12 protein-coding genes are annotated in these 19,764 nt (G+C 46.2%); 8 read left to right on the top strand and 4 right to left on the bottom strand.

Annotated features, from left to right (window positions below):
* Positions 1-2 precede the first annotated feature (2 nt).
* The 5 genes from AB6E51_RS11500 to tldD all read left to right on the top strand — a co-directional run bounded on the left by AB6E51_RS11500 (position 3) and on the right by tldD (position 8,375).
* Positions 3-626, top strand: a complete 624-nt coding sequence (locus tag AB6E51_RS11500; RefSeq protein WP_017066953.1) for a nucleoside triphosphate pyrophosphatase — start codon at positions 3-5, stop codon at positions 624-626.
* A 20-nt stretch (positions 627-646) separates the two neighbouring features.
* Positions 647-2,116, top strand: a complete 1,470-nt coding sequence (gene rng / locus AB6E51_RS11495; protein WP_017061363.1) for a ribonuclease G — start codon at positions 647-649, stop codon at positions 2,114-2,116.
* A 10-nt stretch (positions 2,117-2,126) separates the two neighbouring features.
* Positions 2,127-6,002 (top strand): YhdP family protein, encoded by a 3,876-nt coding sequence (locus AB6E51_RS11490; protein WP_102428418.1) that lies wholly within the window; start codon positions 2,127-2,129, stop codon positions 6,000-6,002.
* A 95-nt stretch (positions 6,003-6,097) separates the two neighbouring features.
* Positions 6,098-6,910, top strand: coding sequence for a carbon-nitrogen hydrolase family protein (locus tag AB6E51_RS11485; RefSeq protein ID WP_372058120.1), 813 nt, complete (start codon positions 6,098-6,100; stop codon positions 6,908-6,910).
* Between the two features lie 19 nt (positions 6,911-6,929).
* Positions 6,930-8,375 carry a metalloprotease TldD gene (gene tldD / locus AB6E51_RS11480; RefSeq protein WP_017061366.1) on the top strand — a complete coding sequence of 482 codons (1,446 nt, stop codon included), beginning with the start codon at positions 6,930-6,932 and terminating at the stop codon, positions 8,373-8,375.
* Between the two features lie 108 nt (positions 8,376-8,483).
* Here tldD and AB6E51_RS11475 read toward each other — a convergent pair whose 3' ends face one another.
* Positions 8,484-9,863, bottom strand: coding sequence for a PhoH family protein (locus AB6E51_RS11475; RefSeq protein WP_017062953.1), 1,380 nt, complete (start codon positions 9,861-9,863; stop codon positions 8,484-8,486).
* 466 nt (positions 9,864-10,329) lie between these two features.
* On the opposite strand from AB6E51_RS11475, the gene rapA reads away from it, so the two are divergent.
* Positions 10,330-13,239, top strand: a complete 2,910-nt coding sequence (gene rapA, locus AB6E51_RS11470; protein WP_372058121.1) for an RNA polymerase-associated protein RapA — start codon at positions 10,330-10,332, stop codon at positions 13,237-13,239.
* A 92-nt stretch (positions 13,240-13,331) separates the two neighbouring features.
* Here the strand turns inward: rapA and AB6E51_RS11465 are convergent, their stop codons facing one another.
* Positions 13,332-14,609: an NRAMP family divalent metal transporter gene (locus tag AB6E51_RS11465; RefSeq protein WP_372058131.1), complete on the bottom strand. Its 1,278-nt coding sequence runs from the start codon at positions 14,607-14,609 to the stop codon at positions 13,332-13,334.
* Between the two features lie 156 nt (positions 14,610-14,765).
* On the opposite strand from AB6E51_RS11465, the gene rluA reads away from it, so the two are divergent.
* Both rluA and AB6E51_RS11455 read left to right on the top strand, forming a co-directional pair.
* Positions 14,766-15,500 carry a bifunctional tRNA pseudouridine(32) synthase/23S rRNA pseudouridine(746) synthase RluA gene (gene rluA, locus AB6E51_RS11460; protein ID WP_372058122.1) on the top strand — a complete coding sequence of 245 codons (735 nt, stop codon included), beginning with the start codon at positions 14,766-14,768 and terminating at the stop codon, positions 15,498-15,500.
* Between the two features lie 36 nt (positions 15,501-15,536).
* Positions 15,537-16,499, top strand: a complete 963-nt coding sequence (locus AB6E51_RS11455; protein ID WP_229647483.1) for a D-2-hydroxyacid dehydrogenase — start codon at positions 15,537-15,539, stop codon at positions 16,497-16,499.
* An 84-nt stretch (positions 16,500-16,583) separates the two neighbouring features.
* Here AB6E51_RS11455 and AB6E51_RS11450 read toward each other — a convergent pair whose 3' ends face one another.
* Together AB6E51_RS11450 and AB6E51_RS11445 are read right to left on the bottom strand one after the other, a co-directional pair.
* Positions 16,584-17,021 (bottom strand): universal stress protein, encoded by a 438-nt coding sequence (locus AB6E51_RS11450; RefSeq protein WP_004740830.1) that lies wholly within the window; start codon positions 17,019-17,021, stop codon positions 16,584-16,586.
* 104 nt (positions 17,022-17,125) lie between these two features.
* Positions 17,126-19,705 carry a TRAP transporter permease gene (locus AB6E51_RS11445; protein ID WP_061019096.1) on the bottom strand — a complete coding sequence of 860 codons (2,580 nt, stop codon included), beginning with the start codon at positions 19,703-19,705 and terminating at the stop codon, positions 17,126-17,128.
* Positions 19,706-19,764 lie beyond the last annotated feature (59 nt).

Here is a 19,764-nt window from a genome sequence, read left to right as displayed (position 1 = left end):
CGATGGAAAAGAAACATTTAGTTTTGGCATCCGGCTCTCCACGCCGCAAAGAATTGCTATCTCAACTCGGTTATGAGTTTTCTGTCCTCGTAACCGATGTTGAAGAGTGTAAACACGCTCAAGAAACCGCCGAAGAATATGTTAAGCGACTATCTTTAGATAAAGCTTTAGCTGCGTTGTCTTTATTGAAAGATAACCCTTCTGAAAGGCAGCATGTCGTTCCTAGTTCTGATACTGTAGATCATGGCTCTGATATAGTCGTTCTTGGTTCTGACACAGTCGTCGTAAGCCAAGGGCAAGTGCTTGAGAAACCCACCGATTTTGCTGACTCTAAGCGCATGCTTACTCAGTTAGCGAATGAACGTCACCAAGTGATGACGGCGGTTTCTGTGGTTTCAGAAGAAAAACAAAGAACAGAAATCATTATTACCGACGTATGGTTTAAACCCCTCAGTGAAAAAGAAATAGAACAATACTGGCAAACAGGGGAGCCATGCGATAAAGCCGGTAGCTATGGGATCCAAGGTTTGGGCGGACGCTTTGTCACCCGAATCGAAGGTAGTTATTACGCCGTTGTCGGCTTACCTTTATTTGAAACGGACCAGCTACTGCAAGAATTCTTATAATTACTAATCTGAGGTGCACCATGAGTGCTGAATTGTTGCTGAACGTGACCCCGAGTGAAACTCGTGTGGCCATGATTGAAGGGGGGGCTCTTCAAGAGATCCATGTCGAACGAGATGCTCGACGCGGTATCGTAGGAAATATCTATAAAGGACGTGTAAGCCGTGTTCTTCCGGGAATGCAGGCGGCTTTTGTGGATATAGGCCTTGAGAAAGCAGCTTTTTTACACGCCTCTGATATTGTCCCACACACTGAATGTGTCGCTGAAAACGAAAAGAAACAATTTCAGGTTCGTGATATTTCAGAGCTTGTCCGTCAAGGGCAAGACATTGTGGTGCAAGTGGTCAAAGACCCTCTTGGTACTAAAGGTGCTCGCTTAACCACTGATATCACTCTACCGTCTCGTTATCTGGTATTTATGCCGGGCGCAAGTCATGTTGGTGTATCTCAACGTATCGACAGCGAGTCTGAACGTAACCGTCTTAAAAAAGTCGTGTCTCGTTACTGTGACGAACACGGTGGCTTCATCATCCGCACAGCAGCAGAAGGTGCAGATTCAAATGAGTTGGCACAAGATGCCGCATTCTTGAAGCGATTATGGCTAAAAGTATTAGAGCGTCGTGGTAAGCACAAGGCGCGTACTCGTTTGTATGGTGAGCTTTGCTTAAGCCAACGTATCTTACGTGACTTCGTCGGTACTGAGCTGAGCAAGATTCAGGTCGATTCTCGTCTAGAATATGAAAACCTAAAAGAGTTTACCTCTGAATACGTGCCAGAGCTGACAGACAAGCTTGAGCTGTATGAAGGTGATAAACCTATCTTTGATATGTACGATACCGAGAACGAAATTCAGCGTTCATTGGATCGTAAAGTCGAATTAAAGTCTGGTGGATATTTGATTATTGACCAAACTGAAGCGATGACCACGGTTGATATCAACACTGGCGCGTTTGTTGGTCGCCGTAATCTAGAAGAGACGATTTTCAACACCAATGTAGAAGCGACTCAAGCGATTGCTCGTCAGCTGCGTCTACGTAACTTAGGTGGCATCATCATTATCGACTTTATTGATATGTTGTCTGAGGAACATCGTAAGCGAGTACTAACTTCTTTAGAGGCTGCGCTCGACAAAGACCGTGTGAAAACCAATATTAATGGCTTCACGCAGCTTGGGTTGGTTGAGATGACTCGTAAACGTACTCGTGAAAGTATTGAGCATATCCTATGTTCGAGCTGTCCTGCTTGTGAAGGCCGCGGCAGTGTGAAGACAGTTGAAACCGTTTGTTATGAAATTCTTCGAGAGATCACGCGAGTGAATCGTGCGTACGACGCCGATAAATTTGTGGTCTATGCGGCAGCTGCCGTAGCTGAGGCGTTAGAGGGCGATGAATCTCATGCGCTTGCGGAGCTTGAAGTCTTTATTGGTAAGCAAGTTAAAATCCAGGCTGAGCCTCTGTACATACAAGAGCAGTTTGATGTTGTTATGATGTAATGGAAATTTTGTGAGCTCAAGCGTTACTCTGATTCTACGTGCATGTTTATGGTTAGTGGTTACTCTCTTAGTAACGCTAGCCATTGCCGTTACTACACTGCGTGTAGCCTTGCCCAATTTAAACAAGTATCAATCTGAAATTGAGCTTTGGGTAAACCAACACTCCGGTTTTGATTTTTCGATTCAAGACGTGGGCGGTTTTTGGCGTAACACTCACCCCTCTATTGCTCTGCAAGGCGTTAAAGCCAGCCTTCCCAATGCGGAAGATGTGAGCTTTTCTGTCGAGCGTGTTGAAGTCGAGTTTGACTTGATTCAATCGGTCGTACAGATGCGCCCGGTTGTGGCCGAGTTGGTCATGAATCAAATGTATCTTGATATCCGCTCAATTGAGCTGTTTGCTGGGCAAAATGGCAAAGATGAGCCTAAAGATTCTGGCTCTTCCCAGCGAGCGATGCAAGAGCTCGATAATTTACTGCTAAAAACACTCGTCGATGTAACTGCAAAAGATTCTTCTATTCTTTATCACTCTGTTTCGGGTGAAGAACGTCAGCTCGATATAGAAACCTTAAAATGGCAAAACTCAGACAAACATCACCTTGCTGAAGGTGTGGTGAGTATCAAAGGTGCCAATCTAAACTCTCTGTCAGTGAGTGCTAACTTTATTGATGGTGGGTCACTGACTGATGTGACTGGTGAGTTTTATGTCAGTGCCGACAGCATTTCTGTTAAGCCATGGCTTACGCATTATATGCAGGCGGAATCCGGCATTGAAACGGGTACTGTGAGCTTGAATAGCTGGCTTACGCTGCGAAATAGCAAGCCAGTGAGCGCTTATGTTGAGGTTTTACCCTCAGAACTGGCGTGGAACGAAGATGGCGAGCATGACCTCATGCTTGAGTCCGGTGTCTTTAAGTTGTCGCCGACTGATGATGGTTGGCAAGTAAATGGTCACTCACTAAACCTTAGAACGGATGACACACCTTGGCCGGAACTCGACGTAGCGTTCAAGTGGAATCAAGGTCCATGGCAACTCAACATTTCTGAGCTGGATATTGCGACTATTACTCCGTTGATTAAGCTGCTGCCTGACTCTGAACAATCAACCAAAATGATTAACGTATTGGCGCCGGGCGGCTCTGTTTCTGATATCCGTGTTTCCATGGGTTCGGGAATTGACAGTTTACGTTATTCAGCCAGTTTTTCTGATCTTGCTATCGAGCAGTGGGAACTAGTCCCAGGCTTTAGCCAAGTGTCTGGTAGTGTGTTTGGTTCGGCCTCGGAAGCGAAAGCTAGCCTGCATGTTATTGACGATGTGTTCCCTTATGGTGACGTATTCCAAGCGCCTTTGAATATCAAACAAGGTCAGGTTGATATTGTTTGGCAGCAAGATGAAAACGGCTGGAAGCTGTGGTCAGACAAAATCACAGCTGCCACCCCCGATTTACAAGTACTAGGCGCATTCCGCTTAGACTTCCCAAAAGATGCGAGCCCGTTTTTATCCTTCTACGGCGAAGCGGACGCTTACAATGTCGGTGAAACATGGCGCTACTTACCTACACTGGCTCTTGGGCAAGATCTAACAGACTACCTTTCAACTGCGATTCAAGCCGGTAAAGCGGATACCGTAAAACTGTTGTGGCATGGTGATTTGTCTCAATACCCATACACTAACCACGATGGTATTTTCCAGGTTTGGGTTGGCTTAGAAGATGCGAAATTCAGCTTTGATACCGCGTGGCCACTGATTACTGATCTTCAGCTTGATCTGTTGTTTGAAAATGATGCGATGCATCTGGATTCTCGCTCAGCTCAACTGATGGATGTGACGGCAGATCGAATCACAGGACGCATTCCTTATTTAGGGGAAGGCGGCCATATTGAAATTGAAGCTAAAGCGACGGCGTCTGGCAACGCAGTACGCGATTACATGACGTCTTCGCCACTGGTGGGCTCGGTAGGCGCAGCCTTAACCGCACTTCAAGTGAGTGGTGATGTCTCTTCTGAGTTCCAGCTGAATATTCCGTTTGATTCTGAAAAAGAAGCAAGAGCATGGGGTTACGCCGACTTAAGTGGCAACCATGTTGAGATTGAAGCGCCGCCAATGGTGCTCGAGAACACCACGGGTCGAATTGAATTTGATAATGACGTAGTGACGGCAAATGGCCTCGCTGCGGATCTGCTTAACCAAGGTATCTCGCTTGATTTTAAGGGCCTTAATGATGGTCCTGGCTATGCAGTTGATATTGATGTGTTAGGTGATTGGGACGTCAAGCCTCTAGAACCTTACATCGGTGAGCAATGGTTAAGCCGCTTATCAGGTCATGCGCAATGGCAAAGCCAGATTGATATCCAGCTGAATGATATCGGCTTTACCTACCAACTAGACTTACAGTCAGACCTAAAATACTTGGCGAGTGATTACCCATATCCATTGGCGAAAAAATCACTAGAAAGTGGCTCTGCAAGGCTACAGGCATCGGGTAACCAAGAGACGATTACCGCGCGCCTGCAATTGCCAAACACCAAGTACCAAGCTGAGATTGATATCACAGGCGACGTGCCTGAGTTAACGGCGACCAACTTAGTGCTTGGTCGCGGTGGCTACAAAATTAGCCCGGTGGTGGGCCATCACGCACTGATTCGTACAGACAAATTCAATGCCGATGATTGGTTATCGGTTGTAATGGAACCGGTAAAGCCTTCAACGGCTGTACTTAGTCAAATGAACACGCCAACCATACCTGCGCCAAGCCGTATTACCTTTGAGAGTAAAGAGCTGATCTTGGGTGGTATCTCTTGGAATGACGTCGATTTTAGTGCTCGTAAGAACAAACAGGCGTGGCAAATGGAAGTGTCTAGCCAAGAGCTAGAAGGGGATATTAACTACCTGCCTCCTTATGATTTGACAGTTTCACTGGATCGTCTGCATCTGTTTGTTCCTGAGTGGAGTGATAAGAACAACCAAGATCAGCAACTGCTGCAACGTAAAGAACAAGCTGCGCCATTGATATCCAAATTGGATAGAGAGATCCACGATGCGATGCCAAACCTGACCCTGACGCTGAACGACTTTTGGCTGCAAGGCTACAAGGTGGGTAAGGTCGATGTTGAAATGACGAGGAACGAAGATCGTATCGAGTGGAACAAAATCCAGGTGCGAAGCGGCGGTAACAAAGCGGATGTGAGTGGCTGGTGGGAACTGCAAGGTGACAAGAGTCATTCATCGTTAACCGTTGATGTTGAAGGTGAAAACAACAGCGAGCTCATGGAGCGCTTTGGTATTACTTCCGGGATTCAAAAAGCGCCATTCGCGTTGGAAGGTCAACTAAATTGGGATGGTTCGCCTTGGGGAATCAAAATGGATACCCTTGATGGCAACGTTAAAACCAAGTTTGGTAAAGGCATTATCTCGGATGTGAGCGGCGCAGCTCGATTACTTGGCCTGTTTAGCCTAGATTCGATCATCCGTAAGATGCAGCTCGATTTCTCAGATGTGTTTGATAAAGGTATGGCCTTCAACAGCATCACCGGAACGGGCGAGATTCAAAATGGTATCTTCCTGACCAATGATCTGAATATGGATGCGGTCGCCGGTGAGATGAAAATCAAAGGTATCGCTAACCTCAACACACGTCAGGTTGATGCTGAGGTGAACTTTACCCCAGATATTACCTCGGGTATTCCTGTGTTAACGGCCTTTGCGGTAACCCCTCAAACGGCACTGTACGTATTGGCGGTGACCACAGTTATTTCGCCTGTTGTGGAAGTCTTTACCCAAGTAAATTATTCGGTGAAAGGACCATTGGATTCACCAACGGTGAGCGAGCTTTCTCGTAGCTCTGGCGAGTTCCAGCTACCAGAGAAGCTGAGAAAATTAGCCGAATAAACCTTAAATTAGCTGAAAATACCTTAGTATCCTAATCAGCGAATATACGGTGAAATGCTGATTTCTGAATCATAATGAATGGAGGAGCGATACACATGGATTGTGTTGGGTTGATTCAAATGACATCTGGCCCTAGCCCTGAATTGAACTTTGAGTACCTTGCTCAAGAAGTTGCAAAGTGCAAAGGGTTGGGGGCTAAGTGGGTTGTTTGCCCTGAAAACACGTTAGTCTTTGGCAGTAAAGTCGACTATCACCAGTGTGCTGAGCCTTTAAATGATGGCCCACTGCAAAAGAAAATCTCTGAGCTAGCAAAGCTTCATAGAATTTGGATCGTCATTGGCAGTATGCCGATAAGCACAACTAACGGCGTGACGACCACAACCTTGGTAATTGATGATTTTGGTTGCCTCGTTGCTCATTACGACAAGCTACACATGTTTGATGTGGATGTCGCTGACGCACATAAGTGTTATCGAGAGTCAGATATTTTCACTCCGGGCAACCAAGTTGTGACAGCGGAAACGCCTTTTGGTCGCTTAGGTTTGAGTATTTGTTATGATGTGCGCTTTCCACACTTGTATTCAGAGTTACGTAAGCAAGGGGCACAAATCATTGTGGTGCCTGCGGCTTTTACAGCGGTAACAGGTCAAGCGCACTGGGAAGCATTGTTAAGATGCCGCGCGATTGAAACACAGTCGTGGATTGTCGCGGTAGGTCAAGGCGGAAAACACCCTTGCCAAAGAGAAACATGGGGACACTCAATGGTGGTTGATCCATGGGGACGAGTGGTCGCACAGTTAGACCAAGATCCTAAAAGTATGGTGGTTGAGATAGACACATCCAGTTGTGAGTCAATTAGGCAAAATATGCCAATCACGCAACACTCTCGATTTACCAATCAATTTTAATTACAAACAAGAGCCATCTATGAGCATTAATCAAATTGAAGAAGCGCTACTGAACCCGACAGGGCTTACGGAGCAAAATATCGCAGATACATTGGCGAGCATTGCTACCCGCCAAATTGATTATGCTGATATCTACTTTCAGTCAAGCTGGCACGAATCTTTAGTGCTAGAAGACAGCATTATTAAAGACGGCTCTTTCAATATCGATTGCGGTGTTGGTGTTCGTGCAGTATCTGGTGAAAAGACCGGTTTTGCTTACTCTGATCAAATCCAACTGGATGGTCTGAAGCAGAGCGCAATTGCGGCTCGTGGTATTGCTAAACAAGGTCAAAACGGCAAGGTTCAAGCGTTCAAACGCAACTCTAACCAAGCTTACTATGATGCAGTTAACCCGCTAGCGAGCTGGGAGAAACAGCAGAAAACAGAATTACTAAAATCATTAGATGCTTACATTCGCACTAAAGAACCGATGGTGACTGAAGTATCGGTGAGCCTAAGTGGTGTGCATGAGCAGATGCTAGTTGCTGCTACTGATGGCACTTACGCTGGTGATATTCGTCCGCTGGTCCGCTTGTCTATTAGTGTACTTGCACAGAAGGGTGATCGTCGTGAGCGTGGTAGCGCTGGTGGTGGTGGTCGTTTTGGTTACGACTTCTTCTTAAGTGATGACAAAGGCACTCAAGTTGCTTACCAATTTGCTGATGAAGCGATTCGCCAAGCATTAGTTAACCTTGAAGCGGTTGCAGCGCCTGCTGGTGCAATGCCTGTGGTTCTTGGTTCTGGTTGGCCGGGCGTTCTGCTGCATGAAGCGGTAGGCCACGGTTTAGAAGGCGACTTCAACCGTAAAGAGTCATCAGTATTCTCTGGCAAAGTTGGTGAGCAAGTAACTTCAAGCCTTTGTACGATTGTGGATGACGGCACATTAACGGATCTACGTGGTTCATTGAACGTCGATGATGAAGGTGTTAACGGTCAGTACAATACGCTAATCGAAAACGGCATCTTAAAAGGTTACATGCAAGATAAGCTGAACGCGCGTCTAATGGGTGTAGCACCGACAGGTAATGGTCGTCGTGAGTCATACGCGCATCTTCCAATGCCACGTATGACGAATACATACATGCTACCGGGCGAACACACGCCGGAAGAGATCATCGCAACGGTTGAGAAAGGTATCTACGCACCGAACTTCGGTGGCGGTCAGGTCGATATCACATCAGGTAAGTTCGTATTCTCAGCGTCTGAAGCGTACATGATTGAAAACGGTAAGATCACTCACCCAGTGAAAGGCGCGACGCTAATCGGTTCTGGTATCGAAGCGATGCAGCAGGTGTCTATGGTGGGTAACGACCTAAGCATCGACCGTGGTGTGGGTGTGTGTGGTAAGGCTGGTCAAAGTGTGCCAGTGGGTGTTGGTCAACCAACATTGAAACTAGACTCGCTAACCGTTGGTGGTACTGAGTAATTCAGACTAACCTCTGCCGACTTACTTCAAAATATTAAATTGAAAAGCGCCTCCAATGTGAGGCGCTTTTTGTTTTTAGATTGCTGATTCAGTGAGCGTATAGAGTCACTACATGTTCTCTTCCGCAAACTCAGCTAGTCGGCTACGCACCACACCATTGAGGTGGATGTTGGCACTGCCTTCGAAGTTTTTAAAACGCTCAACCATGTAGGTTAAGCCTGAAGTCACAGGGGTTAGGTAAGAAGAATCTATCTGCGCTAAGTTACCTGAGCAGACGATCTTAGTACCTTCACCACAACGGGTGATGATGGTTTTTATCTGTGAAGCGGTGAGGTTCTGACACTCATCCAAAAGCACAAAGGCATTTTGAATCGAGCGGCCACGCATGAAGTTGATTGATTTGAACTGGATATTGGCTTTGTCACAGATGTACTTCATCGAGCCTTCTGTGCAGTGGTCGTTCTTGTGCAGCGCTTCCAGTGTATCGGTCACTGCGGCTAACCAAGGCAACATTTTCTCTTCCTCTGTACCCGGAAGGAAACCTATCGACTCACCAATATCAGGGGTGTTGCGGGTTACGATGATCTTATCGAATTGCTTACGTTCAATGGTTTGTTCAAGTGCAGCAGCCATAGCAAGCAGTGTCTTACCACTACCTGCGGCGCCAGTGAGAATCACAAGATCAATATCAGGGTCGAGCAGCGCATCAATCGCCATGCCTTGATAGACGTTCTTTGGTGTGATGTCCCATGCTCTGCGATTCATCAATCTTTCGCGGCTGAGGTCTCTCAGGGTAATGCTTTCCGGCTCAATCTCCTCGACTCGAGCGGCAAAGTCACTTTCTTCGTCAATCACATATTGGTTGAGGAAGGTTGGCTCGAACGGCGCTCTTGCTAAGGTGTGCAGCGTCTTGCCGCCTAAACTTCTGCTCTCGACATTATCGATACCATCCCAAAATGAGCCTTCCAGTTGTTGGAAGCCTTTGGTGAGGTATTGGATATCATCAATCAGTTGGTCAGTTTGATAGTCTTCAACAAAACGTACACCGGCGCCTTTTGCTCGTAAACGCATATTGATGTCTTTGGTGATGAGAACCACTTCGCGTGGTGCGCGTTTATTTTGAAGATAGAGGACAGCGTTGAGGATTCGGTTATCGCCCGCCTTGTCATCGGCAAAGGCTTTGATGCTTTCTTGAAGTTCGTAGTCAGCGAGTATTGAAATACTGCCAGATGCATTTATGTCTTTAGAAAAAGGGATGCCTTCCGATATTTGGTCTGGTGTGGCTTCCCTGAACAGGTCTTCGAGCGTTCGAATCGCAATTCTCGCATCTCGAGCAACGTCTCTTTTACTGTCTTTGATTCTGTCGAGTTCTTCTAGCACTGTCATGGGGATAACGACATCGTGCTCTTGGAAAGAAAATATAGCGAAGGGTTCGTGAAGTAGGATATTGGTGTCTAAAACAAATAGCTTCCGGTTGGTCTCGCCCATAGCATCTCCTTGCCGACGTGCGGCTTGCCTTGCATTCATTGAACGTAGATAAAGCTCATATAAAGATTAGTATCTGATTCTGGTGATAGTCAACTACTCACCTAAACTTCATCTAGAGGAACAGCACCATATCGTTACGAGTGAATATGGTGTATTCGTTTGAGAGCAGCAATCTGCTACCTATAGATTAACCATGAATTTTTGACAGTTTGATTGCACTGGCGAAAACAGAAAAAAAGCATGAAATCATCTCCTTTAGGCGTGACCTAAATCACAGCATCGAGTAAGATTAGCGACCTTTTTCTGCACCATTTTCTCGAGATATTTATTATTGAGAGCGCACTTAAAAAGTGGCTGCAAACTAGACATTTTTGGCTATATTTTTAGTTCAGGAGCGATAATGTTCTTGTTTAAAACTGCAGTTAAGAAGACCAAATTCCAACTATAAGATTGAGGTAGTCGATTCATGACATTTGCTTTGGGGCAACGCTGGATAAGCGATACGGAGAGCGATTTAGGTTTAGGTACCGTTGTAGCAATGGATGCTCGCACAGTGACACTAATGTTTGCAGCGTCAGAAGAAAACCGTGTTTATGCACGTACTGATGCTCCCGTAACCCGAGTAACGTTTAATGTAGGCGATGTCATCGAATGCCAAGAAGGTTGGTCTCTGTCTGTCGAAGAAGTTATCGAAGACAAAGGGCTGCTAACCTACTTAGGTACTCGCGAAGATACCCAAGAAACAGAAGTCACTCTGCGTGAAATCTTCTTAAGCAACCAGATCCGCTTTAACAAGCCACAAGATAAGCTATACGCAGGTCAAATCGACCGTATGGATAACTTTGTGTTGCGTTACCGTGCGCTAAGCAACCAGTACCAACAACACAAGAGCCCGATGCGTGGCTTGTGTGGTATGCGTGCTGGCTTGATCCCTCATCAGCTATACATCGCTCATGAAGTGGGTCGTCGTCACGCTCCGCGCGTTTTACTGGCTGATGAAGTGGGCCTAGGTAAAACCATCGAAGCGGGCATGATCATCCACCAACAGGTGCTGTCTGGCCGTGCTGAACGCATTCTGATTGTGGTTCCTGAAACTCTACAACACCAATGGTTAGTAGAGATGATGCGCCGTTTCAACCTGCATTTTTCTATCTTCGATGAAGAGCGTTGTATTGAAGCGTTTGCTGAATCAGACAACCCGTTTGATACCCAGCAGTACGTTCTGTGTTCTTTGGACTTCCTACGTAAGAGCCGTAAGCGCTACGAGCAAGCACTTGAAGGCGAGTGGGACTTGTTGGTTGTCGATGAAGCGCATCACCTTGAGTGGAGCCAAGACAAACCAAGCCGCGAATACCAAGTGGTTGAAGGCTTAGCGGAAAATACGTCTGGTGTGCTACTACTAACAGCAACGCCTGAACAGCTGGGTCGTGAGAGTCACTTTGCACGTCTGCGTCTGCTTGATCCTGATCGCTTCTACGATTACGAAGCATTCGTTGAAGAAGAAGACCAATACGCACCGGTTGCTGATGCAGTAACGGCATTGTTCTCCGGCGTGAAGCTTGAAAACAGCGCGAAGAACCAGATTACGGAACTGCTTTCTGAGCAAGATGTAGAGCCTCTATTCCGCGTTATCGAAGGTGATAGCAGCGAAGAAGAGCAAGCGTTAGCTCGCCAAGAATTGATTGATAACCTTATGGATCGCCATGGTACTGGCCGTGTTCTTTTCAGAAACACACGTGCTGCAATCAAAGGCTTCCCTAAGCGAAATGTAAACCTACTGCCGATGGAAATTCCAACGCAGTACACAACCTCAATGCGTGTATCTGGCATGATCGGTGGCAAGATGGCTCCCGAAGCTCGTGCTATGAAGATGCTGTATCCAGAAGAGATCTTCCAAGAGTTTGAAGGTGAAGATTCAAGCTGGTGGCAGTTCGACTCACGCGTTAACTGGTTGATTGAAAAGATCCAAGACAAGCGCAGCGAGAAGATCCTAGTGATCGCCTCTCGTGCAAGTACGGCTCTTCAATTAGAGCAAGCACTGCGTGAGCGTGAAGGTGTACGTGCAACTGTATTCCACGAAGGCATGTCGATTCTAGAGCGTGATAAAGCTGCGGCTTACTTTGCTCAAGAAGAGGGCGGCGCTCAGGTTCTTATCTGTAGTGAAATCGGCTCTGAAGGTCGTAACTTCCAGTTCGCTAACCAACTTGTGATGTTCGATCTTCCATTCAACCCAGACTTGCTTGAGCAACGTATTGGCCGTTTGGACCGTATCGGTCAGCTGCGTGATATCGACATTCATGTTCCTTACCTAAAAGGCACATCACAGGCGATCCTTGCGCGTTGGTTCGATGAAGGTTTGAATGCGTTTGCAGAGACTTGCCCAACCGGTCGCACGGTTTACGACAAGTACTCAGATGTTCTTATCGAGATGCTAGCTTCTGGTAACACAGAGCAATTGGATAAAGTGATTGAAGAGTCAGCCAAGCTAAACCAAAGCCTGAAATCAGATCTAGAAAAGGGTCGAGATCGCCTACTAGAGATGCATTCAAATGGTGGCGATAAAGCTCATGAGATTGCAGAGAAGATTGCCTCGACTGACGGCGACACTAACCTAGTAACGTTTGCACTAAGCCTGTTCGATACGATTGGCTTGAACCAAGACGACAAGGGTGAGAATGCTCTGGTTGTGACACCATCTGAGCACATGATGGTGCCAAGCTACCCAGGCTTACCATACGAAGGCGCAACCATCACGTTTGATCGTGATACTGCGCTTTCTCGTGAAGACATGAACTTCATTAGCTGGGAACACCCAATGATTCAGGGCGGTATTGATCTGCTACTGAGTGAAGGTGTCGGTGCATCAGCGGTATCGCTACTGAAAAACAAAGCGCTGCCAGTGGGTACTATCTTGCTCGAGTTGGTTTACCTTGTGGATGCGCAAGCGCCAAAGCGCAGCGGTATCAGCCAGTTCTTACCTAAGACGCCAATTCGTTTGATGATGGATGGCCGTGGTAATGACTTATCAGCTCAGGTTGAGTTCGACAGCTTTAACCGTCAATTAAGCCCTGTAAACCGTCACCTAGCGAGCAAGCTAGTTAACTCGGTACAAGGTGAAATTCACAAGCTAATCGAAGCGGGTGAGACGCACGTACTTCCTAAAGTGGAAGAAGTGCGTGAACAGGCTCAACGAGATATGCAGACTAACCTGAACGGTGAATTAGAGCGTCTACAAGCGCTTAAAGCCGTGAATCCTAATATTCGTGATGAAGAGCTAGAGGTAATCGAAGCTCAAATCAATGAACTGACCGGTTACATCAGCAAAGCTCAGGTTCAGCTAGATTCATTACGCTTGATTGTGGTTTCTCACAACTAGTTTTGAATTAGCGAAATGCTTCAACGAAATAAGGCCTTCATTATGAAGGCCTTATTTGTATCTGTAGCTTAATTAACAATTCAAGTAGCTGGTTACATTAACCACTTCCACCAAACAAATACCGCTAGGAAACCAAATAGGTAAATAAGACCTGCGACAGACAACCATTTTAGCTTAGTGCCAATCGCGAGCGCTTTTGGAAGCTTTGTTTTACTGACTAAGATGAAGTTAAGCAATGCGAAGAATGGCGTAGTTGCAAAAGCAAGTACCATCGCGAAATCAAGCATAGGCATTAAAGCAGCACTGAAGAACATCACGATGGAGAGTGCTGCGAGAGAGACGATGACGATCCAACCCTGTAGCATTTTTGGGCTGCTTTCTTTTTTAAGCAATAGACGTTGTGATTCAGCAAGCACGCGTGAATAACCATCGATAACGGTAATGGTGCTGCCAAAGATACAGAAGAATGCGATCAGAGCGATTAATGGACGAGACCATTCACCAATCGTCGAAGCGTAGATACCCACCAATTGATGAGTGAAGCCAACACCAGAGCGAGACAGTTCAACACCTGAACCGTGAAGGACTAGCGCACCTAAAGCAACGAATACTAAAGCAAGCAGTGCTGTACCAATGTAGCCGACATTGAAATCGAACAGTGCTGATTGAGCGGTCACTTCTTGTTTTTCTTTTTGGCTTTTTAGCCACATAGAGGTGATGCTTGAGATTTCGATAGGCGCAGGCATCCAACCCATGGTCACCACGATAAAGCCAATAGCAGCGAGTGACCAAGGCGACGGTGGAACAAAAGCAGCATCAGGCTGGACTGGGGAGCCAATAGCAATCGCAACAGCAGCTAAGGTTGTGATGGTTAAGACCGCCATGATCGCTTTAGATAGTGTATCTAGAGCACGATAATGGCCAGCAAACAGAATGATCAAACAGGTCGCTAAAACGATCATGCACAAGGTGCTAGTGGCTAAATCGAAAGGAACAAAGTAACTGAGTAGGCTTGCACTGAATAATAGCAGGGCAGCGGTATTCACGACCGCAGATATGGCACTCAAGATCGAAAAGATCACAAGGTATGGGCGGCCTAGGTTAGAGTAACCTTCCACCAAGCTTTGACCCGTTCCTAGCGTGTATTGGATGCCGGCTCTGAAGAATGGATATTTAAATACGTTAACGAGGATAATGAGAGCGGCAAGCTGCCAACCATAAATCGCACCCGCCTTGGTTGAGGCGACTAAGTGAGAACCACCCACAGCAGCTGCTGCCATCATAATACCTGGGCCAAGAGACCGAATTAACGTTGATAGGGGAGCAGAGGTTTGTGCTTTTGTTGTTGTAGTTTTAACCGTACTTTCCATCATTTTTCCTTTGATGCTGACTTCTTATTTTCCGTTCCCCTATCAATACCATGTTTTGTAAGGTCGTCAACTTTTATGTACAAAAAAGACTTTAATTGTATTTTTTAATAAACAACTTGACCATAAATTATTATTTAACAGTAACTAGAGGCTAGAATGGCGTTAGAACATTACGCACCACCGCGTGACCCCTGGATTGATATTGTGTATCAAGATGACGATATTCTTGTGGTGAATAAACCTGCTGGCTTACTTTCAGTTCCTGGGAGGTTACCAGAGCATTACGACAGTATGTGGAGTCGCCTAGTCGTGGATTTTTCAGATATTCAGGTGGTGCATCGCTTGGATATGTCGACATCAGGCTTGATGCTGCTCGCTAAACACAAACAAGCTGAGCGTCATTTGAAGAAGCAGTTTCAATATCGACTGACACACAAACTCTATTACGCGCGAGTATGGGGCCGATTGGAAAAAGCAGAAGGTTTGATTGATCTGCCACTCATTTGTGATTGGCCAAATCGACCGAGACAAAAAGTGTGCTTCGAGGATGGAAAACCCTCTCAGACTCGTTATATCGTCGAACAACAAGAGCCTCAAACCACACTGTTGAAGTTACTTCCTATTACGGGTCGTTCCCATCAGTTACGCGTGCACTGCATGGCGCTAGGGAATCCAATTGTAGGCGACGAGTTTTACGCAACATCAGAAGCATTTGAATACAGTGATAGGTTGGCTTTGCATGCGTGTGAGCTGAGCTTTTATCATCCAGCGAATAATCAATTGTTTAAAGCCTTTGTTCCCTGTGACTTTTATCCTCAAGCATCCCCACAAATCGAACAGCACTTTGAAATTGCGCTTGAGCTTCCAGACTACAGTAAGCTAAAAGCTTAGAATGGACTGATTCATAGATCTAACCAAGGAAGAAGAATGCCAACGCTGAATGTTGTGTTTCTCGATAGAGCGACTATCCCATCTCAAATTCATTTAAAGCCTCTGAGCTTTGAGCATGAATGGGTAGAGTATGATTTCACAGCTCCTGAGCAAGTATCAGAGCGAGTTGAAGAAGCTGATGTGGTGATCACTAACAAGGTAGTGCTCAATGAGTCGAATCTCGCTGGTGCGAAAAAACTCAAGTTGATCGCGGTTTCAGCGACCGGTGTCAATAATGTCGATGTGGAATACTGCAAATCTAAAAACATTGCAGTGACAAACGTGCAAGGCTATGCGATTCAATCGGTTCCTGAACATGTCATCGCAATGCTGTTTGCACTTAAACGAAACCTTGTTGGTTATCATAAAGACATTGAGGCGGGCGAGTGGCAAAAGGACAAGCAGTTCTGCTTCTTTACTCATCCGATTCAAGATGTGGCTGGCAGCACACTGGGGTTGATGGGGAGTGGCAGCTTAGGTCAAGCCACCGCAATGTTAGCCAAAGCGATTGGTATGAAGGTGATGTTTGCCGAGCGAAAAGGAGCAGAGTCTTGTCGAGAAGGGTATCTACCTTTTGATACGGTATTGAAGCAAGCGGATGCGATCAGTCTACATTGCCCATTGACTGATGCGACCCAAAATCTGATTTCAGAGCGAGAGCTCACAATGATGAAATCGAGCGCGGTATTAATTAATGCCGGGCGCGGAGGTCTAGTAGATGAACAAGCCCTAGTTGAGGCTTTGAAAAAACATGAGATTGCAGGCGCAGGTATGGATGTGTTTACACAAGAGCCAGCCGACAACTCAAATCCACTATTGGCTAATAGCCACTTACCGAACTTATTACTCACTCCACATGTGGCGTGGGGCAGCGACAGCTCGATTCAAAAACTGTCTGATATCTTAATCGATAATATTGATGGGTTTGTTGAGGGTAATCCGCAGAACTTAGTGAGTTGATTAAAGAATTAAATGGTGCGAACGCAAAACAAAAAAGGTTGGCCTGTAGGCCAACCTTTTTAGATTGTGTGTCGATTAAATGACTTAACCTTGCGGTTTAACCACCAATACATTGATTGGTGAGTTCTGTACTACTTTGCTTGCAACCGAGCCAAGTACCACTTTGTCGATTTTTGAACGCTTATGGCTAGGCATCACGATAAGGTCAGCGCCAAGCTTTTCTGCGTAATCAAGAATCGTCGCGTAGGTTTTACCCTCAGCAACATGAACTTTGTAAACCACTTCATCGTCGATGTGTTTGTCGGCAAACTCTTTGAGCTGATTTTTAACATCAAGCTTCATTTGGTTCGCTGCATCTTTCGGGAAGTAAGACGCCACCATCGACATGTGAATGCCTGGTAGTACGTTCAGAATGTGGATTTCAGCATTGCTGTGTTTTGCGTGCCATACCGCCAGTTCGACTGCCTTATCAGAAAAGCCTTTGTCATTAAGATCAACAGGAACAAGGATTTGTTTATACATGTATTCGTCTCTTTTTAATCAGCGCTAAGCTTTCACTTAGCACTGTAATTATCCTTTCCATGTAATAAAGCCAAATAGCGCTAAGCACTACTCAGCCTTATCCATTACGCGCTAATCTCATCCTTACGAGCACGCCTTCTTTGGTTCATCGCTAAACCAATCAAAATCAGTAGGGCAGGTAAGAATACCCACTCTTTCATTGGTCGTTCTGCGTCTTGGATAACTGATTTAATTTCCCAATCAAAGTCAATGCCAGCGGCTTCTGCAGGGCTACCAAACTCAACCATATCAACAATCATCTTGTCGTCAGCTTGTGTCAGCATTAGGCCCATTGAAGCAATGCGGTCTTCACTTGTTGTCGCAGAATCTTCAAACGGAAGGCGAACTGTTTTCTCAGAATAGTTACCTTCTAAGTTTTCGCCACCTACTCTCAATTCAAGTGATTGTCCCACAGATAGGTTTTCTGTGATTTGAGCGATCTCAACTCCAGGTGAAAGAACTTTCTCTGGATAAATCATGTCCCACCAGAAACCTGGGCGGAAGAAAGAGAAGGTCAGAACGATAAGCAGTATAGTTTCCCACCACTTGTTCTTGGTGAACCACCAACCTTGAGTTGCTGCGGCAAAGATAAGTACCGCAGTCACAGAAGAGAAAATCGTTAGTGCTAAGTGCCACCAAGAATCAATACCCATCAACAGTAGTTGGGTATTGAAGATGAACATGAATGGCAAGATAGCGGTCCGGATATCGTAGGTAAAACCTTGAATACCTGTACGAATTGGGTCGGATTTCGCAATCGCGGCGGCCGCAAAGGCTGCCAGACCTACCGGAGGTGTGTCATCTGCAAGAATACCGAAGTAGAACACGAATAAGTGAACCGCAATCAATGGAATGATCAAGCCGTGCGCAGCGCCTAGGGTCACGATTACCGGAGCCATCAGCGTTGATACAACGATGTAGTTCGCCGTTGTTGGCAAGCCCATACCTAAGATCAAGCTGATTACTGCAGTGAATAGCAACATAAGAATGATGCTACCGCCTGAGATAAACTCAACGAAGTCCGTCATTACTAGACCGATACCCGTTAGAGTCACCACGCCTACAACCGTACCTGCAGCCGCTGTCGCGACACCGATACCAATCATGTTACGTGCGCCTGAAACCAAGCTCTCTGCGAGATCAACGAAGCCAGCTTTAGTTTGCTCTGCAAGATCGTCTGATTTGTTCATCAGAGTCATTAACGGACGCTGAGTGATCAGAATGAAGATCATGAACACGGTCGCCCAGAATGCCGACAGACCTGGAGAGAAACGCTCTACAGTCAGACACCAAACAAGTACTACGATAGGCAGTAGGAAGTGCAAACCAGATTTAATCGTTGGCCCCGGATCCGGAACTTCTTTTAGATCAGCATCGATTTCCATGCCGCCTTCAGCTGCGTATTTTGCAGATACGCGAACCAGAGCAACATAAGCGATCAATAGCGCCACAGTTACGATTGGTGTTGCCGCATCGCCAAATACATCTTTCGTCCAACCCACACCGTAGTAAACCGCGGCGCTGATGACACACAGACCTAAAATGGTACCCGTGAAAGACAGTAAGCTTTGTACGATAGTTGGTGTGTGGCGACGAGGTAGGCCAGTCATACCTGCTTTACATGCTTCTAGATGAACAATGTAAATCAGAGCGATGTAAGAGATCAGAGCGGGCAGTAGCGCGGCTTTGATTACTTCTACATACGAAATGCCCACATACTCAACCATCAAGAAGGCTGCTGCACCCATGATAGGTGGTGTTAATTGACCATTGGTTGAAGCCGCGACTTCTACCGCACCGGCTTTTGTGCCCGGGAAACCAACACGCTTCATTAGCGGGATAGTAAAGGTACCCGTGGTTACCACGTTCGCGATAGATGAACCTGATACCAAACCAGACAGACCTGATGCGACAACGGCTGCTTTCGCTGGGCCGCCTTTCATGTGACCAAGCAGTGAGAATGCAACTTTAATAAAGTAAGCACCGGCGCCAGCACGTTCTAGCATTGCACCAAACAGTACAAACAAGAATACGAATGACGTTGATACGCCAAGTGCCACACCGAATACACCTTCAGTTGTTAGCCACAGATGCGACATTGCCTTGTTCAGGCTCGCACCTTTGTGGGCAATAACGTCCGGCATGTGAGGGCCGCCAAAGGTATAAAGTAGGAATACTGCTGCCACAACCATAAGAGGTGGACCCAAAGCGCGTCGTGTTGCTTCAAGCAGTAAAACCATACCGAATACAGCCGCAACAATATCGAATGTTGTTGGTGCGCCCGATCGCTCAGCGAGTTCAGTATAGAAAATATAGATATAAGAAGCTGAAAAGCTACCTACAAGCGCTAATATCCAATCGACTGCGGGGATGCGATCCCTAGGCGAATTCTTCATGGCTGGATAAGCGGTAAAGGCTAGGAAAATAGCAAACGTAAGGTGAATTGCTCGAGCTTCAGTGTCGTTTAAAATTGCGAAGTTAAAAATGAACGGCAGCGGAGATGCATACCAAAGTTGGAACAGTGACCAACATAGAGGCACAAACCATAAAATACGGCCTTGGATACCACGAGGGCTACGCGCACCAGTATCTGATTGTGCCACCATTTCTTGCACATCTGGAGACGGTGATGTTGTCTGCGTCATGTACTTTATCCTTATTATTGATGGTCTGCCTTTTCTTACGAACAACCAAACGTTATTTA

This window comes from Vibrio sp. 10N.247.311.47, assembly GCF_041467535.1.
GTDB classification, from domain to species: domain Bacteria; phylum Pseudomonadota; class Gammaproteobacteria; order Enterobacterales; family Vibrionaceae; genus Vibrio; species Vibrio crassostreae_C.
Note: the sequence above shows the minus strand (reverse complement) of the source record. Positions and strands in the feature narration are given on the sequence as shown.